Raw genomic sequence first — 20,910 nt, 5'->3', positions numbered from 1 at the left:
AGTTTTAAAGTTAAAAATAAATATATCTTTTAATTTCAACATATCTCTATTTCTATACCTGGAGTACTGCTGTGGCTGAAACAAATGCAGTTGGCAACCAAGGGAATCAAGGTTCTAGCCAATCTTCCTCGAATCAACCCATACCGTTGAGAACCTGGATTGGCGTTATGGCAAGTATGCTAGGCGCATTCATGGCGGTGCTGGATATTCAGATAACTAATTCTTCACTACAAGATATTCAGGCGAGTTTGGCGGCGACTTTAGAAGAAGGTTCTTGGATTTCTACTGCTTATCTTGTGGCAGAAATTGTAGTTATTCCTTTAACCGGATGGTTATCGCGGGTATTTTCTCTCAAACGATATTTGTTAGTTAACACCGTTTTGTTTATCTTTTTTTCTGTATGCTGTGCTTCGTCATGGGATCTCAATTCCATGATTGTCTTCCGCGCCTTACAAGGCTTCACCGGAGGAGTTTTAATTCCCACTTCCATGACGGTTGTACTAACTACTTTACCACCATCCAAGCAAGCAGTTGGGTTAGCTGCTTTTGCGATTACAGCGGTTTTTGCACCATCAATTGGTCCAACATTAGGAGGTTGGTTAACAGAAAACTTCAGTTGGCACTACAGTTTTTACATAAATGTAGTTCCAGGGTTGTTGATGCTTGCCGGGGTTTGGTATGGAATTAAGCAAGAAAGACCCCAATTGCAATTGCTAAAACAAGGCGACTGGTGGGGAATTATTTCAATGGCAATTGGGTTAGCTTCCCTGCAAGTTGTTTTAGAAGAAGGTAGCCGCAAAGATTGGTTTGGTTCAGAATTGATAGTGCGCTTGAGTATCTTAGCGGTGATTTTTATAACAATATTTTTCTGGATTGAATTAACTAGCAAACAGCCATTTATTAATTTGCGACTTGTGCGATCTCGTAACTTTGGTTTAGCAAGTATTGTTAATGTTTCCTTGGGAGTGGGATTGTATGGTTCAATTTATATCTTGCCATTGTATCTCGCTCAAATTCAAGGATACAATGCACTGCAAATTGGTCAAGTGCTGATTTGGGCGGGAATTCCCCAATTGTTTATTATTCCCTTTCTTCCAAAAGTGATGCAACGCATTGATGTGCGGTTAATGGTTGCTGTGGGTGTGACTTTATTTTCTGTCAGTGCATTCATGAATTCCAAGATGACTTATCAAACAGGATATGACCAATTAATTTGGTCGCAACTTGTTCGCGCAATGGGACAACCACTCATCATGGTACCACTGACATCTATTGCTACTGCAGGTTTGAGTCCGAAAGACGCAGGTTCAGCAAGCGGTTTATTTAATATGATGCGTAATATGGGTGGTTCTATGGGAATTGCAGCATTAGGTACTCTATTAACTAATAGAGAACAATTTCACTCCAATAGATTAGGGGAATCAGTATCTTTATATAATCCAGCAACTCAAGAGAGAATCAACCAAATGACTCAATATTTTGTCAGTCGTGGTTCTGATTTGAGTACAGCACAAGACCAAGCCATAAAAGCTATTGACAATATAGTGCGTCGTGAAGCTTTTGTTAACGCTTTTAATGATTGTTTCTACTTTATTGGAATTGCTTTGTTACTTAGCGGTATTGCTATTTTATTCCTAAAAAAAGTCAAAGTAACGGGTGGTGCTGCTGCTCATTAAACTTGTTGCACTTACCTGCCCATATGTAAAGTTTTGTTGATTGCAGTATTATTAAGCTTGTTTCTTTAATACAAAGATATTTCAATATTTTCCGATGCAGTGATCATGAACAACAAATAGCTGTGGCGTGACGAAGTCAGAGGAAAACTATGAAATTTAACAAGCTTCTTCCCAGCCTGTTACTGAGTGGCACAATCTTGGCGCTGATCACAACTCCTGCATTAAGTCAAGAGAAATCAACAATTCACATCGTTTATCTTAAATTTTAAATATAATTACCGTTCTTATTTGTTATCTACTTACCTTCATACTTCTTGAGGATGAATGCAACTTCTCTCAAAGGCAAGATGGATAACCTGAAAAATTGCATGATAATTTTGAGTTAAGGATTTACTTGTGTTCCTGTGCTGTTGTTAAAAACACTATCGGGATTTCCAAGCCTACAATGGGCGTACAATAGGTCGCGATTTAACTGATATTGTTCCACAGGAAGCGCCCACATATTAAATAAAAATCGCTTGTTGAGAATCACATAAAGTCTTGCACTCAAGACCAAAAAAGGATAGAAAAAGACCACAACATAATTAAGCAAGGAAATAAAAAGGAGACAAGTCATGGTAGACGACTTTTTGCGGAAGGCAACGGATTTTTTGGGTGGTCGGTCAAACGAAGATGATCGCGACGTTCGCCCAGCAAGTGAAGACCCCTACGGCGACCCTGCTGACCAGGGCTACGGTAACGCCATCCCAGCTAGCCAAGACCCCTATGGCGACCCTGCTGACCAGGGCTACGGTAACGCCATCCCAGCTAGCCAAGACCCCTATGGCGACCCTGCTGATAACTACGGCCAGTTTGGCGAGGTCCGCCCAGCAAGTGAAGATCCCTACGGTGACCCTGCTGACCAGGGCTACGGCCAGTTTGGCGAGGTCCGCCCAGCAAGTGAAGACCCCTATGGCGATCCTGCTGATGAAGGTTACCGTTAACGCGGAAATAACAAATCTCTGCTGATAACCAAAACTAGGGGTCTAAGGGCAACGCCAAGGTGAGCGCGAGCGCCGAACGGTGTAGGGGAGCGACAAAAACATGCGCTTTTTTGTACACGCTAACCTAGAGCCATTTGGGTTCAAGCCCTTACTAATTAATTTCCCCTACACCCCTTACACCTCTTTTTCTTGATTCCGCCTCTCCCCTTTCGGGGAGAATAAGGACAGGAGTTTGTTATTACCGACTCACAGCAGCGAAAATTTCCTGTGCTCGGGTAATATTCTTGCGTACTTCATGCGCACAAGTATGTAAAGCGTTTATTTCTGCATCGGTAAGTTTTAATTCCATTATTTCCTCAATTCCGCTAGAACCTAAGCGACAGGGAACACCAGTAAAAATATCGTTTAAACTGTATTCACCCTGAAGATACGCTGCCACTGGCAACAGGCGTGACTGATTTAGCAATATTGATTCCACCATCACGCAGGTAGAAGAGGCAGGAGTATAAAAAGCACTACCTGTCTGCATTAGTTCTACAATTTCTGCACCACCGTTACGTGTACGTTGTACCAATCGCTCAATTGTGGCTGCATCCAGCAGTTCTGTAATCGGAATACCGTTAACAGTAGCATAACGCGGCAAGGGCACCATTAAATCTCCGTGACTGCCCAGCACCATTGCTTTAACATCAAGGGAACAAACCCCTAGTTCCATCGCAATAAAGGTTTCAAAGCGTGCTGAGTCTAACACACCAGCCATACCCATAATATGATCGCGTGGCAGTCCAGTTGCTTGCCATGCTAAATAAGTCATCACATCCAAGGGATTTGTGACAACTATGTATATGGCGTCGGGAGAATAACTGATTGATTTGTTTGCGGCTTCCATCACAATTTTTGCATTCGTCAAAAGCAAATCATCCCGAGTCATGCCCGGTTTGCGAGGAAAACCTGCTGTAATGACCACGATATCAGAACCACATGTCTCAGCGTAGTCAGTTGTACCGATAATCCGACGATTGTGCAGTTCAATTCCCCTTGCCTCCATCAAATCTAGTGCCAGTCCTCGGGGCATACCCTCAACAACATCAAGCAACACGACATCTGCCAGATTTTTTTCAGCAATGCGCTGGGCTAAGGTACTACCAACTCTACCAGCACCGATAACGGTGACACGGGGTGAATGGCGCTTAATTTGGGAGAAAGGGGAATAGCTCATATTTGCTAATGGTTGAGTGTTATTTAAATTCTTCAAGTTGATCTAGACGTAACCAAATATTTGGAGTTGGCACTTTCCCAAACTTCACAAGGGCATAGTCACCTTTGATATCTACGACTTCACCCTTGGTTTCAAACAGATAGGAAGGAAAACGAGAATCACTAGCTTGTGCTTCTAGACTGTTTTCCAGCTTTTCGCGGACAGCACGAACCATATTTCCTCTTTTTACAGCCATGAGTTTCCCTCGTGAGTGTGTAAATTGTTTTCTTCAGGATTGTAGCTCGCAGGAAGTCTTTGTAGAGCCAAGAGTTATCTTTTCCCTATTTGTGTTGGGATATGTCTTTTACATTTTTTGCGTAGATATTCAGTTAGTTTTATGGCTGCTATGTTTAGATTCCTGAAACTTCCTACTGGTAGGAGCTTATTCAGAATCCAAAATTGCAACCGCATATGCACGCGGATGTACGCAAATAGTTTCTAGATAATTTTCTAGATAATTGTCTGCCCTCATCTGCGTTTATTCAAAATTTCGAATCTAAAATCAAAATTGTATCAGAATAATACATTAATTTTTATACATTAGTATTTTCTATATTTAGTTGTAACTTTTTTCACTTTTTCTTTTATATTGCTTATCGTTGGCAGTGAACACAATAGTGGCTGGAACGCCCAGCTATCCGAATCCGTTGAATTGCTGTACCACAAACTCGACAGGGTTCTCCAGCACGGTTGTAAACCCAGGCAACACCACCGTAGTTACCGTTGACTCCCTTGACATTTAGGAAATTACTGAACGTAGTACCACCAGCTTCAATACTGGCTTTTAACACTTGAATGATCGAAGAGTGCAAACGCTCAATTTGCTCTGGTTGCAAATCTGTACATAAAGTTTGTGGCAAAACTCCACTCATAAATAGCGCTTCATCAGCATAGATATTACCTAAACCCGCCACTACTGACTGATCTAGAAGTGCTGTCTTTATCGAACGGCGGCGGTTTCGCAATTTGAGTGCCAAATATTCAACAGTAAATTCCGGTGAAAAAGGGTCAACTGCTAGTTTTCCCAAACCTGTGATAATACTTTCCGGTGCAACTGTTGGAGGTACCCACCAGATTTGACCAAAGGTACGCTGATCTACAAAGCGTAATTCGCGTTCATCTCCAAAAAATAATCTGACTCGTGTGTGCTTGGGTAACGGATCGTCTCGATCTAACCACAGAAGTTGACCTGTCATTCGCAGATGAACCCCCAGCCAACCAGCTGACAAATTAGGGTCAGACAAGGAGAGTTCTGCCAGCAGATATTTGCCGCGCCGATGCCAAGTTACGATGAAACTCTCTTTAATTCCAATGAAAAACTCTTCTACAGAAAACGGGTGGGCAAGCGTGCGATGAAGCAGCACTTGGACACCCGTTATTTTTTGGTTAAGGGTCAATTGATTCAGACCCCGCCGGACTGTTTCAACCTCAGGCAGTTCAGGCATCTTGTTTGAAAGACAGCAATATAAGGGGAATAGGGGGAACAGCATAACTGATGCAGCAAGGCTATAGAAGGGGAGCCATTGCGAACAAAGCGCTTCGGCTCTCCTTTGTTCACTTGCGTCTGGTAGAGGAGATAACAACTGGCGTGCTACTCCTGTAGCTCAAACAGATGGGGTGAGTGGGGAAGCAACAGAAGTTTCCTCCCTTTGTCACTCCCTTTGCTGTTTCCCTTTGTCTTCTACCTTACTTCTTCGCTTTTGCTTTTGGAGCTTCAACCTCTAAGAGTTCTGCCTGAGCAAAGTTATTAGTGTTGACGCCAGCATAGTTTACTTTTTCAAAACGGACAATGACTGGGTATTTAATACCGCTTTGGTCAACAGACGCCACGGTTCCTACATCTTGATACCAGTAGGATTCCCGGCGGAGAATACGCACTTTAGAACCACGTTGAACCATGAGTTTCTTCCCTTTAAGTTATAAATTGCCAATACACAAGGCTAATTGATTTCACTCTACAACCAGGAGGGCTCACCAAGAAGCTTTGTTAAGTTATTTATCTTGCCAAGGGTTCTTTAAGACATTACAGTGGTGATTCTGGGAGAAACTTGTACGATCAATTTTCGTCCTCTGGGGTAAATAGGGAGTAAGTTACAGGGTCAAAAAAAGTTATCGGGTGTGGGGAATAGGTTACAGGAAAAGGTTACAAAGCATAGCTGATAAAGGTTTTTGACTCTCACCTACCACTTGTTACCTAATTCTTTATTATTTTTATTCCACAAAAGTATGAAATAAACCTTGACAAAGTTCTTGAGATCGCATAATTTCATTGGTCGCAAGTACTTGTTTGGGAGGTTCTTATGCTTTAGTCAAAACAAACACGCTCCCCTCATTACCTCTACCAATACGCAAATTGTCATCTATGTAGGTGATATCCAGCCAGCCTTGCTGTTTGTCGCTGTTTAAAGAAAAATCAATTGCGGTGAGTTTTTTGCCAAGTTCAATTTGTTCGACCAAACTCTCAGGTGAGGTGTATCCTATTAACCGTTGTAAACCGATAACAGACCGCTCAAATTTCACGTTGACGCGCCGATATGAAACTGGCTCAAATTTTGCAGCAACGCTGACTATGCCTTCAAAAAAAGGCAAGCCATAAGTTTCAGCTATATTGTAAATGCTGTTAGTTTCTACGCGAATATACTGATAAATTTGACCGAGCTTGTACAATGGTAAATTATCAATATTTAGTAGAGCTTTGCTTGTGGTATATATTAATCGCCAGTTGCCATTGAGCAAGTGTGTTGCTTCAACTGGGGAAGATGTAGGATTTACATCTTCTAAATTTGTAATGGCTATTAATATAGCCTGTTTATCTTGCTCAGTTGCAAGTAGTCCCCGATTTTTCCCAGCAATTGCTTCTAAAAGGGAAGCTTTTCTTAGCATTGTTTTTCACCTCAAAAAACATCGTTCACTTCAGAAAATATTGATTAACTATGTATAGTGTCATACCGATAAATAGTAGGGTTTCACGTTTTCCAGTATCAATCATAAATAAAATTTTTTTTGTCGGATTTTTAAGCTAAGAGTTGAATTAACAAGTAAATAGTGCGGTATCAAGTGATAGACTCTTAGTGTCTAGTTACCTTCTCCTTATATTGTCTTCGTTGATATGCTAAATTCTCCGTTGCGTGAAGTACCCCGAAACCAGCGGGCGTCTGTTATTCCATTAAAGCAAGAGTCCTCGCTCTTGGACTGGTTACAATCAAGTGGTCGTCTCATAGCCCGTGATGTTCACGAGCAGGATTTTCAAGATGACGAAGAAGAGATAACAGAGTTTTTGAGTACTGAGGACGGGATTGGCGAATATGACTTTGATGATGACGATGATTCGGCTCCAGATGAGGAGTAAATAATCTGGGCTGAAGGTATATTACTGGCACAACTCGTCCCTATTGTTTAGTTTTGCAAGTGTGGAGTGAAGGGAAGTTTCCGTGGACGCAAAATTATCTCCTAACCAAGGGTTAAACATCATAAATGGCATAGGTCTGGTCTCTCTACTGGGTGTAGGTCTGGGTGTATCAGCACTAGTGTTAGATGGAATAGCGAATAGATTGCCTTGGCAAGGTATGTCGTTAACCTTGCCGTTTTTGTTCTGTGCACTCGCTTCAGCCGCCGTCGGTTTTTGGGTAGTACCGCTACTACAAGCACTGAAAACGGGTCAAATCATCCGTGAGGATGGTCCGGTGGCTCATCTGAAAAAAGCAGGTACACCAACGATGGGGGGCATATTCTTTGTTCCTGTGGCAGTGGTCACTGCCTGTGTGTGGTCTAACTTTACAACAGAGGTACTCGCAGTTTCTGCTTTGACCTTAAGCTACGGATTGATTGGCTGGATAGATGACTGGCAAATTCTGCGCCGCAAGTCTAATAAAGGTATATCTCCCCGGATGAAACTAGCTTTGCAAATCGGTTTTGCACTAGCGTTCTGTCTGTGGCTCATTTTTACTCAACCTTTTGATATTACAAATATTGCTTTGCCTTTGGGTTTTTCTCTACCCTTAGGATTACTATTTTGGCCTTTAGCGGGCTTTGTACTGGTGGCAGAAAGTAATGCCACGAACCTGACTGATGGTATTGATGGTTTGGCAGCAGGAACGGTGGCGATCGCACTGCTAGCATTGGGTGCCCTTAGCGCTCCCTCCTCAACTGGATTGATGATTTTCTGCGCTTGTATGAGTGGCAGTTGTATAGGGTTTTTGGCTCATAACCGTAACCCAGCGCGTGTTTTTATGGGTGATACTGGCTCCTTGGCTTTAGGAGGCGCTTTGGCTGCAGTGGGCTTGCTGACTAACAGTTTAGTCGCACTGTTCATTCTCAGCGGAATCTTCTTCGTGGAAACCCTTTCGGTAATGGCGCAGGTTAGCTACTACAAAGCTACCAAAGGTTCTGATGGCAAAGGCAAGCGCTTATTCAAGATGGCACCATTACACCATCACCTGGAACTCTCTGGTTGGTCAGAACTGCAAGTTGTTGCGGTCTTCTACATAGTTTGCGCTATTTTGGCTGTCATCAGCCTGACGATTAGTCTGTGATGATTGCATAAATTACCGCAATCAAATATAATATCCTCCTCAACTAGAGGGGGTTATTTTTTATTTGTGCAACTGTCCAACTAGATGAACAAGTTCTGGCAAAATGAGTTTTTCCATTGCCAGTCGTACTGCATTACTAGAGCCTGGAAGGGAAAAGATGAGTTTGCGCTTGTACACACCAGCAACAGATCTAGATGTCATCGCTCGCGAACCAATTTCTTGATAACTTAAAAAGCGGAATAACTCACCAAACCCAGGCAGGGTTTTTTCTAGCAATTCTATAATTGTATCATATGTGTTATCTCTTGGTGCAATCCCTGTACCACCATTGAAAATCACGACATCCAGACTTGGATACTGACTCAGTTGTTCTATTTGCTCTTGAATTTGGACAGGTTCATCCTTGACAATCGCGTAAGCTTCTATGGCATGATTGGCATTGCGGAGTAATTCTTGAATCAACTGACCACTTTTATCAGTTTGTTTTGAGCGTGTGTCGCTAACAGTTACGATCGCGCAACTTACTGTTATGCCTGGGGTGTCTGGGTGAGGGATGTGCGTCATAAGGAAACTATAGACTTTTTGTCATTGCTCATCTGTGCATTTTGTTGTGTTAGTTGTTAGTTATTGTTTTTTTACTAACCGCTAACTTGTAGTCCACTACAGAGAGTATCACAGTTAAAGCTGTAAAAGTGCATTCATAATTTAATGTAGATTTGGTCAGATAATAAATTTTAGTATTTCTTCAAGAAGAATTGTTCTGTTTGAAGAGTTTGTCTCATTTTTGCAAACACCTGATTAATATAGAGTTTTAAGTTTGACATGAATTCTTCAAATTGGGGTAATGATCATGTTGGAGAATGATAAACTGTTTACCTCAATAATTATCAATTTTATGAAGAAAAGAAAAGTATGGTTCTTAACCGTCCTGTTTACACCAATACTAATGATTAGTCTGATCACAGGTTCTAGTCATTCTTTAAAAGCAGCCTCATCTTTAGGCAAAGACACGCTCACGATGATTACTTCCCCAGATTATCCGCCTTATGAGTTTTATAATACTGAAAAGGGTGACAGGCAAATTGTTGGTTTTGATGTAGATATAGCCAAAACTGTTGCTCAAGAACTAAGATTTAAACTCAAGATTGTGGAATCCGATTTTAATGGACTAATTCCAGCACTCCAAACAAATCGGGCTGATTTTGCTATGGCTGGGATGACTCCCACTCCAGAACGTAAGAAAAATATTGACTTTTCAATTATTTATTACCAAGCAAAAGATACAATTGTCGCTCCCAAAAATAGCAACCTAAAACAGCCCCAAGATTTAGCTCTTAAAAAAGTTGGAGTACAACTAGGAACTATCCAAGAGCAAAATGCTAAAAAAATTGCCCAAAAAGTTACAGGGATTCAGCTAAAGCAGCTCAATAAAGTAGCAGAAATTATTCAGGAAATTAAATCAGGGCGAATTGATGCAGCAATAGTTGAGGATGCTGTTGCTAAGGGATTCGTCCAAGCCAATCCAGAATTAAGTTTTAACGTTATTACCTCAGAAAAGGCGAGTGGATCGGCGATCGCTTTTCCTAAAGGTTCCTCTTTTGTAGAACCTTTTAATAAAGTCCTGCAACAAATGAAGGATAAAGGAGAATTAGAAAAATTAGCAACCAAATGGTTTTCCCAAACAACCTCAACCACTACCGTATCTTCATCTCCTTCTAAAGGCGGACTGAATTTAGACTTTTCTAGAATTATCCCAGATATTCCTTTTATCCTCAAAGGCATTCCTCTGACGTTGTTATTTACGCTGTTGTCAGTATTTCTAGGATTAATTTGGGGTACAGTTCTCTCTTTATGCAAAATTACTGGTATTAAGCCCCTTGTCTGGCTTGCTAACGCCTATACCTCCGTATTTCGAGGCACACCTTTGTTGTTACAGTTAGCTTTGGTTTACTATGCGACACCCCAGCTGAGCGGGTATAATATTTCGGCTTTAGAAGCAGGGGTGCTAACTTTTACCCTTAACTCTGGGGCTTATATGTCGGAAACTATCCGGGGTGGAATTCAAGCTGTAGATAAAGGACAAGCTGAGGCGGCTATGTCTATGGGTATTCCTTACTCGTTGATGATGTGGGACATAATTTTGCCGCAAGCATTGAAGAATATTCTACCAGCATTAGTAAATGAAACTATTGGATTATTGAAAGACTCAGCTTTGGTATCAACAATTGGTGTAGTGGAAATATTACGCAGTGCCCAAATTGTTGGTGCAAATAAATATATTTACTTTGAGCCTCTGCTGTTCGCGGGGTTAATTTACTATCTTTTAGTTATGGGTATGACTAAGAGTGCATCCGTTTTAGAAAACAGGTTAAAACAAAGCGAGTAAAGTCAATCAATTTTGGATTTAGGATTTTAGATTTTGGATTAACTCCACCCTAAAAGTGCTCTGCTTGGAGCGGAGCGAAACGAAGCCTAGATTTTTAAATTTACGATTTTGGATTAATTACGTCAATCAATTTTGGATTTAGGATTTTAGATTTTGGATTAATTCCATTTTAGAAAGACGGGGCTTATACCGAAAATCCCCAATCTCAAATCTAAAATTTAAAATCTAAAATTGTTTCGGTCATAATTGGTATATTGGGTTGAGCATGGAGATCATTACCAAAAGATTTTTGCTGCGCGAGTTTATTGAGGAAGATGAGCCTGCGTTTATTGCCTATCATGCCGATCCACGGTATGCGGAGTTTTGTGCACCAGAAGAGGTAACACCTGAGTATGCACGATCGCTTCTGGGGCTTTTCGGTCAATGGGCAGTCGAACAGCCACGTAGCAATTATCAGTTTGCGATCGCTCACCTCCAGAACCCCCAGGAAATATTTGGCTGCTGCGGTCTGCGCCGTGAAGGCTATGGCCCTGACAAAGCGGAACTAGGAATCGAACTAGCACCACAGTGCTGGGGTCGTTACGGCTACGCAATTGAGGTTGCTAGGGCGCTCATCGAGTTTGGGTTCCGCGAACTCGGGTTGAAAGAGATTCGAGGAATTTCTGTTAGTGCGAATTCACGGGTGGAACGCTTGGCGCGCCGATATGGGTTTGTAGCAGTTGGGACACGCCCAGGTGCACCTTGGATGCAAACGCGAGGATGGAGTCAAACTGAATGGCAACTTACACGGGAAACATGGGAGGGTAACGAGCGAGCGGGCGGACGAACTCTCAAACGCTGACTTCTTTTGGGGAAACTCTGCACTCCGTGCAGAGTCAGCCACAGGGTACTTAATTAATTCGCATTTGAGTTTAAAGCCATTGACATGAGAATTTTTTGTGAACTTGCTTCTGGAACGTCTTCACCAGGGCGTCTTTGAATATAACTACCATCTGGCTGCAACTCCCAAGCTTGACGGTTATCTGCCAACATAATTCCTAAGATTTCTTGCAAATCTTTAGCAATGTCTGCATCTAAGATTGGGGTAATAACTTCTACCCGACGATCTAAATTACGTCGCATCCAATCGGCACTACCGATGTAAATTTCCTCCTGCCCATTGTTATGAAAATAAAAAATGCGGGAGTGTTCCAAAAAGCGACCAACAATACTAATCACGCGAATATTTTCACTAATATCTTTTAGTCCAGGGCGTAAACAGCAAATTCCACGCACAATTAAGTCAATTTGCACGCCAGCGCGGGAAGCTTCGTATAAATGGCAGATGATTTCCGGATCTACCAATGAATTCATTTTGGCAACAATCCGCCCAGTCAAGTTATTACGAACATTTTCAATTTCTCGCTGAATCATAGAAAGGAAGCGATCGCGCATCGTGACAGGTGCAACCAAAAGTTTTCGGTATGACTTTTGCCGCGAGTATCCTGTCAAGAAATTGAAAACATCTGTAACATCCGCTCCCAACTCTTCATTGCAACTAAATAATCCCAAATCTGTGTACAATCGTGCCGTTTTATGATTATAGTTACCAGTCCCAATATGTACATAGCGAGAAATACGGTCTTGTTCGCGCCGAACGACCATAATAATTTTACTGTGAGTTTTTAGACCGACTAAACCGTAAACTACGTGAATTCCAACCCTTTCCAACCGCTTCGCCCAGTAGATATTATTCTCTTCATCAAACCGTGCCTTGAGTTCTACCAATACAGAAACCTGCTTACCATTTTCAGCAGCTGCAATTAAGGCATTTATTATCGGTGAGTCAGAAGAAGTCCGATAAAGAGTCATCTTAATTGCCAGCACATTCGGATCATGGGCAGCATAGACAATAAAGTTCACCACAGAACTTGAAAAGGATTGATAGGGATGGTGTACAAATAAATCCTTTTCTCGAATAACTGTAAAAAAATCTTTTCCTTCTTCTATCTCTTCTAGCTCTGGATTTAGATTTGGGTTTTTAATCCTTTGTAAGCGAGGATGTACAACAGCTTGCCACGGTTCGTCTTTGAGTTCTGGGACGGGTAAAGACATGAAGTACATCATATCTTTCAGTCCGATAATACCATCTACTTCGTAAACATCATTTTCCTCTAATTCTAAATCCTCCAACAGTCGTTGTTTGATAAATTCAGGAGTTTGAGAATGTATTTCTAACCGCAAAGGACTTCCACCAACGCGGCGTTTTCGCAGTTCTTGCTCAATAGCCAACAGCAAATCATCGGCTTCATCTTCTTTTAATCCCAAGTCAGCGTCACGGGTTATACGGAAGATATGGTATTCTTGTATATTCATTCCTGGGAAGAGGGACTCCAAGTTATGGGCGATCGCCTGTTCCAAAGGAACCCCTGTCCACACTGCTGGTTTGCCATTATTTTGAATTCCCAAATCTGGCGGTAAAGCCAAAAATCGTGGCAAAACTGTTGGGACTTTGACTCTGGCAAACAATTCTTCTTCTGTCTCCGGGTTTTTGACAACAACAGCCAAATTCAAACTGAGATTGGAAATATAGGGAAAAGGATGGCTGGGGTCAACAGCAAGAGGAGTCACGACGGGAAAGACTTGCTCTTCGTAGTATTTGTCTAAATATTTTCTCTGTTTTTCGGTTAAATCTATGTAATCTAAAATATGTATGCCATGCTCGGTAAGTTGAGGTCGTAAGACTTTCTCAAATTGTTCATGCTCTTTGGCGACTAACGGACGCAGCATAGAGGTAATTTCGTCTAACTGTTGTTGTGGCGTGCGAGCATCAGAAGCTAACACGCTAACCTTTGCTTCTACTTGCTGCTTAAGTGCTGCAACGCGCACCATAAAGAACTCATCCAGGTTAGAACTCCATATTGCCAAAAACTTAAGCCGTTCTAGCAAAGGGGTTCGTGAGTCGCAGGCTTCATGTAACACCCTTTTATTAAACTCTAGCCAGCTTAACTCTCGGTTGAGATAGTATTGAGGATCGTTGAGATTGATTTGATGAGCGGCCTTCTTTGATTTTGGCATGATGACCACAGAAAGGGAGAGCTTAACACAACTCGGACAGCATACTAAACATAGTAGAGGAAAAAAGCCATCACTTTTATCTCAAGGCAAAGAGAAAGGAAAATTTGCAGACGGATGTGGAAAGTTGTGTTGCACGATAGGGACACCCGAGTCAAAACGGTTAGACGGGCAGGGTTTACTAAGTTAAAATACTTACTGTATTGGTTGAAAACTTTGCGGCAATAACCTCAATTCTGGAGAGCGATCGCTTTTTGTTGAAAATTCATCATCAAATAATCCATATTCAAAAAATGGCGTTACTGAATTGAGAAATAATTTGTATAATTTTGCTAGTCATTTTCCCTTACCTTTTCAAAAGAGCTATTTATTATCCAAATCTTTTTTAACATTGCTGGAAAGTAGACTGAAGAATGATTAACTGAACTAAAACCAAGGAGTCATTGTTGTGACTACATGTCAAGTCCTGTTAGTAGCTTTTTTGAGTACAGCTTTAATGGTACTGAATATAGGGAAAGCTGCTGCTGTAACTTATAGTGATGCTCCATTGTTTCAAGATGTTGCTAGCTACACGACATCTATCACAGCTAATAACGATTTAGCTGATATCTACTACCCCAATCCATCAAATTTAAAAACTAGCAATTATTCATTCCCCCTGGTAATTTTGTTGCAAGGTGCAAATATTGATAAATCAAATTACTCCAATTACGCTAACTTAGTAGCCCGCTACGGATTTGTGGTAGTTGTACCCAATCACCTCAGAACTTCACCACAGACTGGTAGGACAGGACTTTTACCTGAACCCTCACAAATCAATGCTGTTTTGTCACAGATAAAAACTGATTCGGAAAATCCTACAACGCCAGTGAGTGGTATTGTTGATACGCAAAAATTAGGCTTGCTTGGTCATTCTGCGGGAGGCTATGCCGGATTAGCTGCGATCGCAAACGCTTGTCTTCCCTTTTTTTGTGAAGATTCTTTCAGCCGACCACAAGAACTGAAAGCAGGAGCGTTTTTCGGTTCTTTTCTACGAAATTTATCAACTCAAGAGTTCCTCCCTATCAATAATTCAGGAATTCCTGTTGCCTTATTACACGGAACGCTTGATAGCATAAATACTATTGAAACAGCAAAGTTAACTTACGAGCAAATTCAAGAGCCGCCCAAATTCTTTGTCACCATTGATGGTGCCAACCACTACGGGATTACGAATATCAATGACCCTTCAAAGTCTGGATCTGAAAAAAACACACCTACCATAGATCAAGATGTAGCAACTGAAACTATCGCCCGTTGGAGTGGATTGTTTTTACGTGCCAGCATTCTTGGTGACAAAAGTGCTTTTGATTACGTCTATTTTACAGGCGATATGAAAGATGCAAATGTCAGTGTCACCAAACAAATAAAGCCTATTCCTGAAGCACCCTTAACATTGGGAGTGGTGGCAATAAGTACCTGGAGTGTCTTATGGCGATTGAAAAAATGGTTATCAATAAAGACAAGTAGCGAAGTCACCACTGATTGCTGGCGATAAACAAAGCGGGGCTAATAGTACCAAAAGTGGGTAGGATTGCGCAAAGCCAGAGACGCCTTTAGGCATGTCGCAAAAGTCCAAAGAAGAACAGCAGCTGATACAAAAAGAAATCACCAGAGATCACAGCACCAACACCTAAACTCTACAAAAGGAAAGAATCAGCGCCTCTTTTTAGTTGCCGCTGCCTTAAATAATTTTTGGGAACATTTTTATACGAGATAATTTCTCTTAATTTTTGCATGAATACACTTATGCTCATCTGTAGCATATGTATTCTGTTGTTGGACTTGCTATCAGAAATTTTCTAATGAACTATTACAATTGCAGTAGGATGAGTTATGACTTAAATCGTTATGTAAACTGACATATAAAATATTTTTTCCAAGAATTTTTTATAAAAGTCCAAGTCATCGCAGACAGAAGTAATTGTGCCCAAAAGCACATACTTGTCTAAAAGAAAAAATCGATATGCCATCCAAGAATTTTACTGTCGTCTACGGTTTTATAGCGGTTCTCATTTGAATCACATACACCACCACGAATAATGTAGAGCACGTAAATGCTACGTCTCTACAGCTGTGTATTGCACGCAACTGAGAAGCGCTATAGATAGGAAGAAGTCATTTTTCAAAAAAGACACTGCCTTTTCTACTGCATAAGTCGATTTCGCCTACATCTATATATAAATTAGACCACTAAGTTACACTCTAGTGGCTTTCTAGGCGTGAAAACTTCTCTAAAAACTTGTTAAATCATATGAATATTAAACTACAGCCCATATCTGATAGCATAGGTCAAGAAATTATTAATCTCGGTCATATCAATATTCTAGAATTAGACCAAGAAGAAATTATTAGTTTGTTTAAATCTTATGGAATATTACTTTTTAGAGGATTTAACACTGATACTGATAATTTTAGAAACTTTACAAATTTATTAAGTATTAATTTTAGAAATTATGCAGGTGGCGCATTCACGAGAAAGGTAATTAATGGAGATCAGACTCTTTTGAGTGTAAATGATTTTAAGTCTGAGATTAAGTTGCATGGAGAAATGTATTATCAGCAAAATATTCCACTTATGCTATGGTTTTTCTGTGCTAATCCGCCACTTAAAGATGGTGAAACTACGGTATGTGATGGCAGACAGTTTTTTAATGAAATGAGTTGTTTCATCAAAGAATTATTCAGCAAAAAGAAACTAAAGTTTACTGTTCGGATTCCTCAAGAGGCATGGCAGAAGAAATACCAAACAGATAACTTGAATAGGGTTAAAGAAATGTGTAAACAGAATAATACACGTCTGACAGTGTACGATGATCACTCAATTTTGCTGGAATACATTTGTTCAGCAATTATTCCCAGCCGATGTGGAAAGTATCAGGTATTTATTAATAGCCTATTGCCGACGAAGCAGTTAAGTCCAAATATTCTTAAGTTTGAGGATGATTCTGATATACCTGATGAAGTCGTATCTGAACTTAATGAAATAGCTGAAAAAATAACCACAGAAATTAAGTGGAAAAAAGGGGATATTCTCATGGTTGATAACACAAGAATACTTCACGGTAGAAGAGCTTTTGTTGATGATCAAAGAGATATTTATATAAGGTTATGTTCCCCAGCTTTTCCTTTCTAAGTAAAAGTGTCTATCTTATATAGGAATCCGGTTTGATTTCTGAATTGACTCGTAGAGGTAGGGAACGCTTAACAGGGAATAGGGAACAGGGAACACCCAAACGCTTAACATCAACTGTACTGAATTCCGTTAAAAAATAAAATAGAATCTTATAGCTACCATCTTGACAATTATATTATTAGCTGAAGTCAGTATCGTTGGTCTTGACAGTGCGATAGCCTACGCTGAAAAATCAATTTTCAAATGAAATCCTTTAGATGTATTCTTGACAGTAACCCAATCGGTACTGAAAATTGTCTCATCAGTATCCATATACTTAACTCTTTATTTCCAAAGCATTTTTTGCCACAACAGCAAGGTTATTGTTGAAATTATAAATCTTACTGTTATTTTTCAGTCGCAAGCATCTATGTTTCAAGCCACTCGTCGCCGTCTTGCCCTATGGTACACTGCTGTGACAGCTGTGTTACTGCTGCTGTTTGCAAGTGGGGTGTATTTGTATGTACGTAGTACCTTGATTGAGCGGATTGACGATACTTTGAATCATGTGGTGGAGGTAGTAGAGCGATCGCTCGTCATTGAGTCAGTTAACTCAGATTTTGGTCAATCCCGTATCAATATAGATGCCACTTTTCGCGATAATACGGACACCGCAGAAGATGACCACATCGATCTTGAATGGTTTAGCCCCACTGGTGAATTACTTTGGTCTACTTTGTCACAACCTCTGAACATTCCATTGCATGCGAACCGTACAGGTGAGACTGTCAAAGTTTTTAGGAACCAAGACAAATCAATTCAAAATGTTGAATATTCCTCCACTCCCCCACTCCTCCTGAGACAAGTGACAGAACGGGTACAAATTGGTCGGCAGGTTTTAGGATATTTGCGTGTTAGTCATCCGTGGTTTGAAGTCACAAAACCCAGTCGTCAATTAATTTTTGATTTAGCACTGGGTATTGGATTGATGGTATTTTCTGTTGCAGCAAGTGGCTGGTTTCTTTCAGGTAAAGCGATGGAACCAGTACATGAATCATATCAACGTCTTAAACAGTTTACCGCTGATGCTTCTCACGAATTAAGAAGTCCAATTACGTTGATTCAAACTAATGTGCAAGTCGCTTTGAGTGAGTTGGAATTATCCGAAGCAGACAGTTCTATTCCATCACACTATCGGCAACAATTAAAAGTGGTCGAACGACTCACGCAACGTTTGGGCAAGTTAGTCAATGATTTACTGTTTCTCGCAAGACAGGATAGTGGTATCAGCAAAGAAATTTTTTCTCCCTGTCCTGTTGATGCTTTGTTAATGGAAGTGGTTGAAGAACAACAACTGTTAGCGACAGAAAAAAATATTATTTTCTCTCTAGATTTGGTTGATCCTCCTGTTTGCGAAACAGATCCCGAATTACTTGACAATTGGTTTACAGTTGTTGGCAACTGGGATCAACTGGTACGGTTATTCACAAATTTGATTGGCAATGCTTTACAATATACTCCTTCTGGAGGATGCGTAAATATAGAATTAGCAGGCTTTGAGGCAACAAATCGCGTTTCTGGATTGCGTTACAACAGTGGCCAGTTAGTCTTTAAGGTGAAAGACACTGGTATTGGTATTCCTGCTGAGGCGCTACCCCGTTTATTTGACCGTTTTTACAGAGTAGATCCAGCGCGTACTCATACGGCGAAAGGTACAGTAACACAAAGTGCGACTGGTTCGGGATTGGGGCTGGCGATCGCCCAAGCCATAGTCGAGAACCACCAAGGGCAAATTTATGTAGAAAGTACTCTAGGCAGTGGGACTACTGTCACCGTTACTTTACCCGTTACTTTTGATTCTTAATAGATTAAGGTTAAGAAATGTTTCTTGTGACAGATGCACTGAAGTAACTTTACTTAATAAGTTAAAAGTGATGCTTGTTGAATTAAGCAAGAAAGTTCTAGCAGTTTGAGATCACTACTTATACAACATTTATAAGTAGTTTTAGAAATTGCTAGATTTTTAGTGGAAAAATTCACTTATGGCGTCAGCAATTATAGAAAAACTGATGTTATCAGGAGGATAAATGACAAATACTCCAGAATCTTTAGATGAAAAACAACCATCTGCTGTTCCAGAATCTTCAGATGCCAAAAAATCATCTCCTATCGACTCAAAAGATATCCCTTTTTTAGAGAAGATAAAGGCTAAAGCGGGCCTAGAGGACATTTACGACGCTAGGGATTTTACGGAAGTGGTGTTCCGTGTGATGCGTGACCTCATGACCACCGAAGCCGCAGACCGAGTTGCTGAGGAACTACAAGGTAAGCCAGCTGAAATCACTGATGAAAAAGCACTGCAAAATGATATCGTAGAGCTTTGGAAAGACACAAATCCAATTGTGGGCTTCCTGAGTCGGGTTCGTCCACCTTGGCAAGGTCCTGGAATTTTTAAGATTGATTCTGACCGCTTTTTATTCCGAGTCGCAAATGAAGGTGGATTGTCACGCAATGTAGACCGAGAAGAAGCTGTTAAGGCTGTATTCTCTGCTACAAAAGAAGAATTATCTCCAGAAAGAATTCAAGAGATTGCTAGTTGGTTGCCTGATAGAGTTCTTCAACTTTGGGAAGAAGCTTAACAAATCTTCCTGATTAAGAGGCTCTGATCGGGGATGGATGACTTGAACCAGAGCCTCAATATACCTATTTATGTAGTACTGGTGGCATAAAACTCTATCTCACCGAGTACAAGTTTTCATATCTATAGTTAGAGTACGAATTAATTACTAATTGTTATAGTTTGATTATTAATGAATTTAAAAAACTTTTAAAAAACAAGCATAACCAAGCGACAAGTAAATAATCTTGTATGTTGCCTTAAAAAAGCAACTTGTAGCAAGAGTTTTGACATCATTCAAAGATTTCAATCTTTTACATAGGAGGTCAGTATGAACCAACAATACCAAAAACTCAGTCGAACTACTAAATTTTTAGGAGCTATTTGTGGTGGATTACTAATTGGCTTGCCAGCCATTCCCCAAGCAATGGCTCAGCAATCTGTACTTCAGCAACCCCCGCAACAAACTAACTCCAAAACTAACCCTTGTCCGAGTATTTTCTACCAAGAGCCTCACAACAGTAGAGTCTTGGTTCCCCAGGGATGTCCACCCAACGCACTCACTCGACAACTACAAGAGCAAGGACGTGTGACTCCAGGGAGTGTTTCTAATCAACCAACACCTTCACAAGAACAAATGAGGCAGGGTGTAGGCGGTGAAACACCATACAACAACCGTTCTGATAATAGCTCCGAAAGTTACAGCAGCCAGACACAGTCAACAACAACGAGTACTGGACAAGATACAAATAGTTCCTCATCGGAAGTTCGGACTTACAGCAGTAGTGGACCAACAGGTAACTCCACCGTCAGGACATACTCTCAATCTGGCGGTAATCCTAGTAGTCAACAAAGACAAAATTCAGTCGTAGTACCCACCTCATCACAACAAGGCCAAAGCCCGATTGCTCTGGTTACTCCTAGCAATGGCAAAGTTTCTGTAAGATTGAAAAATAACACAAATGCTCGAATCAGTTATGAAGCAATCGGGTACACGGGGCAGCGGATTCTTTCTGGTCGTCAAGAAGTTGTACTGCAAAACCTGCCACTCCCTGTGAGTATCAGCACCATTCGTCAAGATAAGGGTTTTGTAAAAGTTACTCCAATATCTACCAAGCCAGGAATGATAGAGCTTTCTTTGAGTGAACAAAGAAATGCTAATAATCAGGGTGTAGTGAGAATTCGAGAAGATGGTAAGGTCTTTTTGAATTAGGCTTCTACAATCTTCACTTAGTTAGGCAGCCATTTGC

The 20,910-nt window shown here is 40.8% G+C and carries 18 protein-coding genes; 11 read left to right on the top strand and 7 right to left on the bottom strand.

The genetic code is table 11. The features are described from left to right. The first annotated feature begins 71 nt into the window (after positions 1 to 71). Both AC5JM2_RS17145 and AC5JM2_RS17140 read left to right on the top strand, forming a co-directional pair. A complete protein-coding gene (locus tag AC5JM2_RS17145) occupies positions 72 to 1,676 on the top strand; it encodes a DHA2 family efflux MFS transporter permease subunit (protein ID WP_495836063.1) in 1,605 nt (534 codons plus the stop codon). A gap of 614 nt (positions 1,677 to 2,290) precedes the next feature. After that, positions 2,291 to 2,659 (top strand): translation initiation factor, encoded by a 369-nt coding sequence (locus AC5JM2_RS17140; RefSeq protein WP_495836062.1) that lies wholly within the window; start codon positions 2,291 to 2,293, stop codon positions 2,657 to 2,659. Positions 2,660 to 2,897: 238 nt separating this feature from the next. Here the strand turns inward: AC5JM2_RS17140 and mdh are convergent, their stop codons facing one another. From mdh to AC5JM2_RS17115, 5 genes are all read right to left on the bottom strand, one after another. Further along, complete coding sequence (mdh, locus tag AC5JM2_RS17135) at positions 2,898 to 3,878, bottom strand: malate dehydrogenase (protein ID WP_495836061.1); 981 nt, start codon at positions 3,876 to 3,878, stop codon at positions 2,898 to 2,900. 19 nt (positions 3,879 to 3,897) lie between these two features. Then, positions 3,898 to 4,113 carry an NAD(P)H-quinone oxidoreductase subunit O gene (locus AC5JM2_RS17130; RefSeq protein WP_169156760.1) on the bottom strand — a complete coding sequence of 72 codons (216 nt, stop codon included), beginning with the start codon at positions 4,111 to 4,113 and terminating at the stop codon, positions 3,898 to 3,900. 397 nt (positions 4,114 to 4,510) lie between these two features. Further along, a complete protein-coding gene (locus AC5JM2_RS17125; RefSeq protein WP_495836060.1) occupies positions 4,511 to 5,362 on the bottom strand; it encodes a DNA-formamidopyrimidine glycosylase in 852 nt (283 codons plus the stop codon). 241 nt (positions 5,363 to 5,603) lie between these two features. Further along, a complete protein-coding gene (locus AC5JM2_RS17120) occupies positions 5,604 to 5,816 on the bottom strand; it encodes a photosystem I reaction center subunit IV (RefSeq protein ID WP_495836059.1) in 213 nt (70 codons plus the stop codon). A 399-nt stretch (positions 5,817 to 6,215) separates the two neighbouring features. Next, entirely contained in the window at positions 6,216 to 6,800 is a 585-nt protein-coding gene (locus AC5JM2_RS17115) for a PAP/fibrillin family protein (RefSeq protein WP_495836058.1), read from the bottom strand. Positions 6,801 to 7,026: 226 nt separating this feature from the next. Here AC5JM2_RS17115 and AC5JM2_RS17110 point away from each other — a divergent pair, with 226 nt between their 5' ends. Then, on the top strand, positions 7,027 to 7,266 hold the full coding sequence (locus tag AC5JM2_RS17110; RefSeq protein WP_210617324.1) for a DUF3134 domain-containing protein: 240 nt from the start codon (positions 7,027 to 7,029) through the stop codon (positions 7,264 to 7,266). Between the two features lie 82 nt (positions 7,267 to 7,348). Continuing rightward, positions 7,349 to 8,449: a phospho-N-acetylmuramoyl-pentapeptide-transferase gene (gene mraY, locus AC5JM2_RS17105; RefSeq protein ID WP_495836057.1), complete on the top strand. Its 1,101-nt coding sequence runs from the start codon at positions 7,349 to 7,351 to the stop codon at positions 8,447 to 8,449. A gap of 60 nt (positions 8,450 to 8,509) precedes the next feature. On the opposite strand, the gene AC5JM2_RS17100 is transcribed toward mraY, so the two are convergent. After that, a complete protein-coding gene (locus tag AC5JM2_RS17100; RefSeq protein WP_495836056.1) occupies positions 8,510 to 9,013 on the bottom strand; it encodes a MogA/MoaB family molybdenum cofactor biosynthesis protein in 504 nt (167 codons plus the stop codon). A 331-nt stretch (positions 9,014 to 9,344) separates the two neighbouring features. Between AC5JM2_RS17100 and AC5JM2_RS17095 the strand changes: the two genes are divergently transcribed. Both AC5JM2_RS17095 and AC5JM2_RS17090 read left to right on the top strand, forming a co-directional pair. Beyond that, on the top strand, positions 9,345 to 10,835 hold the full coding sequence (locus AC5JM2_RS17095) for an ABC transporter permease subunit (RefSeq protein ID WP_495836055.1): 1,491 nt from the start codon (positions 9,345 to 9,347) through the stop codon (positions 10,833 to 10,835). 265 nt (positions 10,836 to 11,100) lie between these two features. Then, complete coding sequence (locus AC5JM2_RS17090; protein ID WP_495836054.1) at positions 11,101 to 11,676, top strand: GNAT family N-acetyltransferase; 576 nt, start codon at positions 11,101 to 11,103, stop codon at positions 11,674 to 11,676. 53 nt (positions 11,677 to 11,729) lie between these two features. Here the strand turns inward: AC5JM2_RS17090 and ppk1 are convergent, their stop codons facing one another. Continuing rightward, the gene (ppk1, locus tag AC5JM2_RS17085; RefSeq protein WP_495836053.1) at positions 11,730 to 13,892 is read right to left on the bottom strand and encodes a polyphosphate kinase 1; all 2,163 of its coding nucleotides are present in this window, start codon (positions 13,890 to 13,892) and stop codon (positions 11,730 to 11,732) included. Positions 13,893 to 14,337: 445 nt separating this feature from the next. Here ppk1 and AC5JM2_RS17080 point away from each other — a divergent pair, with 445 nt between their 5' ends. From AC5JM2_RS17080 to AC5JM2_RS17060, 5 genes are all read left to right on the top strand, one after another. Beyond that, on the top strand, positions 14,338 to 15,426 hold the full coding sequence (locus AC5JM2_RS17080; RefSeq protein ID WP_495836052.1) for an alpha/beta hydrolase family protein: 1,089 nt from the start codon (positions 14,338 to 14,340) through the stop codon (positions 15,424 to 15,426). Between the two features lie 756 nt (positions 15,427 to 16,182). Next, complete coding sequence (locus tag AC5JM2_RS17075; RefSeq protein WP_495836051.1) at positions 16,183 to 17,064, top strand: TauD/TfdA family dioxygenase; 882 nt, start codon at positions 16,183 to 16,185, stop codon at positions 17,062 to 17,064. 409 nt (positions 17,065 to 17,473) lie between these two features. Next, on the top strand, positions 17,474 to 18,907 hold the full coding sequence (locus tag AC5JM2_RS17070; RefSeq protein WP_495836050.1) for a sensor histidine kinase: 1,434 nt from the start codon (positions 17,474 to 17,476) through the stop codon (positions 18,905 to 18,907). A gap of 223 nt (positions 18,908 to 19,130) precedes the next feature. Next, a complete protein-coding gene (locus AC5JM2_RS17065) occupies positions 19,131 to 19,682 on the top strand; it encodes a DUF2267 domain-containing protein (RefSeq protein ID WP_495836049.1) in 552 nt (183 codons plus the stop codon). A 309-nt stretch (positions 19,683 to 19,991) separates the two neighbouring features. Continuing rightward, positions 19,992 to 20,873, top strand: coding sequence for a hypothetical protein (locus tag AC5JM2_RS17060; protein WP_495836048.1), 882 nt, complete (start codon positions 19,992 to 19,994; stop codon positions 20,871 to 20,873). Positions 20,874 to 20,910 lie beyond the last annotated feature (37 nt).

The sequence above is a fragment of the Brasilonema angustatum genome (assembly GCF_059505445.1).
Note: the sequence above shows the minus strand (reverse complement) of the source record. Positions and strands in the feature narration are given on the sequence as shown.

What these genes read in the sequence shown, in the direction of transcription:
- AC5JM2_RS17090 (WP_495836054.1), top strand. Translation starts at nt 11,101, where the DNA reads ATGGAGATCATTACCAAAAGATTTTTGCTGCGCGAGTTTATTGAGGAA.
- AC5JM2_RS17115 (WP_495836058.1), bottom strand. Translation starts at nt 6,800, where the DNA reads ATGCTAAGAAAAGCTTCCCTTTTAGAAGCAATTGCTGGGAAAAATCGG.
- AC5JM2_RS17120 (WP_495836059.1), bottom strand. Translation starts at nt 5,816, where the DNA reads ATGGTTCAACGTGGTTCTAAAGTGCGTATTCTCCGCCGGGAATCCTAC.
- ppk1 (WP_495836053.1), bottom strand. Translation starts at nt 13,892, where the DNA reads ATGCCAAAATCAAAGAAGGCCGCTCATCAAATCAATCTCAACGATCCT.
- AC5JM2_RS17140 (WP_495836062.1), top strand. Translation starts at nt 2,291, where the DNA reads ATGGTAGACGACTTTTTGCGGAAGGCAACGGATTTTTTGGGTGGTCGG.
- AC5JM2_RS17095 (WP_495836055.1), top strand. Translation starts at nt 9,345, where the DNA reads ATGAAGAAAAGAAAAGTATGGTTCTTAACCGTCCTGTTTACACCAATA.
- AC5JM2_RS17130 (WP_169156760.1), bottom strand. Translation starts at nt 4,113, where the DNA reads ATGGCTGTAAAAAGAGGAAATATGGTTCGTGCTGTCCGCGAAAAGCTG.
- AC5JM2_RS17100 (WP_495836056.1), bottom strand. Translation starts at nt 9,013, where the DNA reads ATGACGCACATCCCTCACCCAGACACCCCAGGCATAACAGTAAGTTGC.
- mdh (WP_495836061.1), bottom strand. Translation starts at nt 3,878, where the DNA reads ATGAGCTATTCCCCTTTCTCCCAAATTAAGCGCCATTCACCCCGTGTC.
- AC5JM2_RS17065 (WP_495836049.1), top strand. Translation starts at nt 19,131, where the DNA reads ATGACAAATACTCCAGAATCTTTAGATGAAAAACAACCATCTGCTGTT.
- AC5JM2_RS17070 (WP_495836050.1), top strand. Translation starts at nt 17,474, where the DNA reads ATGTTTCAAGCCACTCGTCGCCGTCTTGCCCTATGGTACACTGCTGTG.
- AC5JM2_RS17075 (WP_495836051.1), top strand. Translation starts at nt 16,183, where the DNA reads ATGAATATTAAACTACAGCCCATATCTGATAGCATAGGTCAAGAAATT.
- AC5JM2_RS17060 (WP_495836048.1), top strand. Translation starts at nt 19,992, where the DNA reads ATGAACCAACAATACCAAAAACTCAGTCGAACTACTAAATTTTTAGGA.
- AC5JM2_RS17110 (WP_210617324.1), top strand. Translation starts at nt 7,027, where the DNA reads ATGCTAAATTCTCCGTTGCGTGAAGTACCCCGAAACCAGCGGGCGTCT.
- AC5JM2_RS17125 (WP_495836060.1), bottom strand. Translation starts at nt 5,362, where the DNA reads ATGCCTGAACTGCCTGAGGTTGAAACAGTCCGGCGGGGTCTGAATCAA.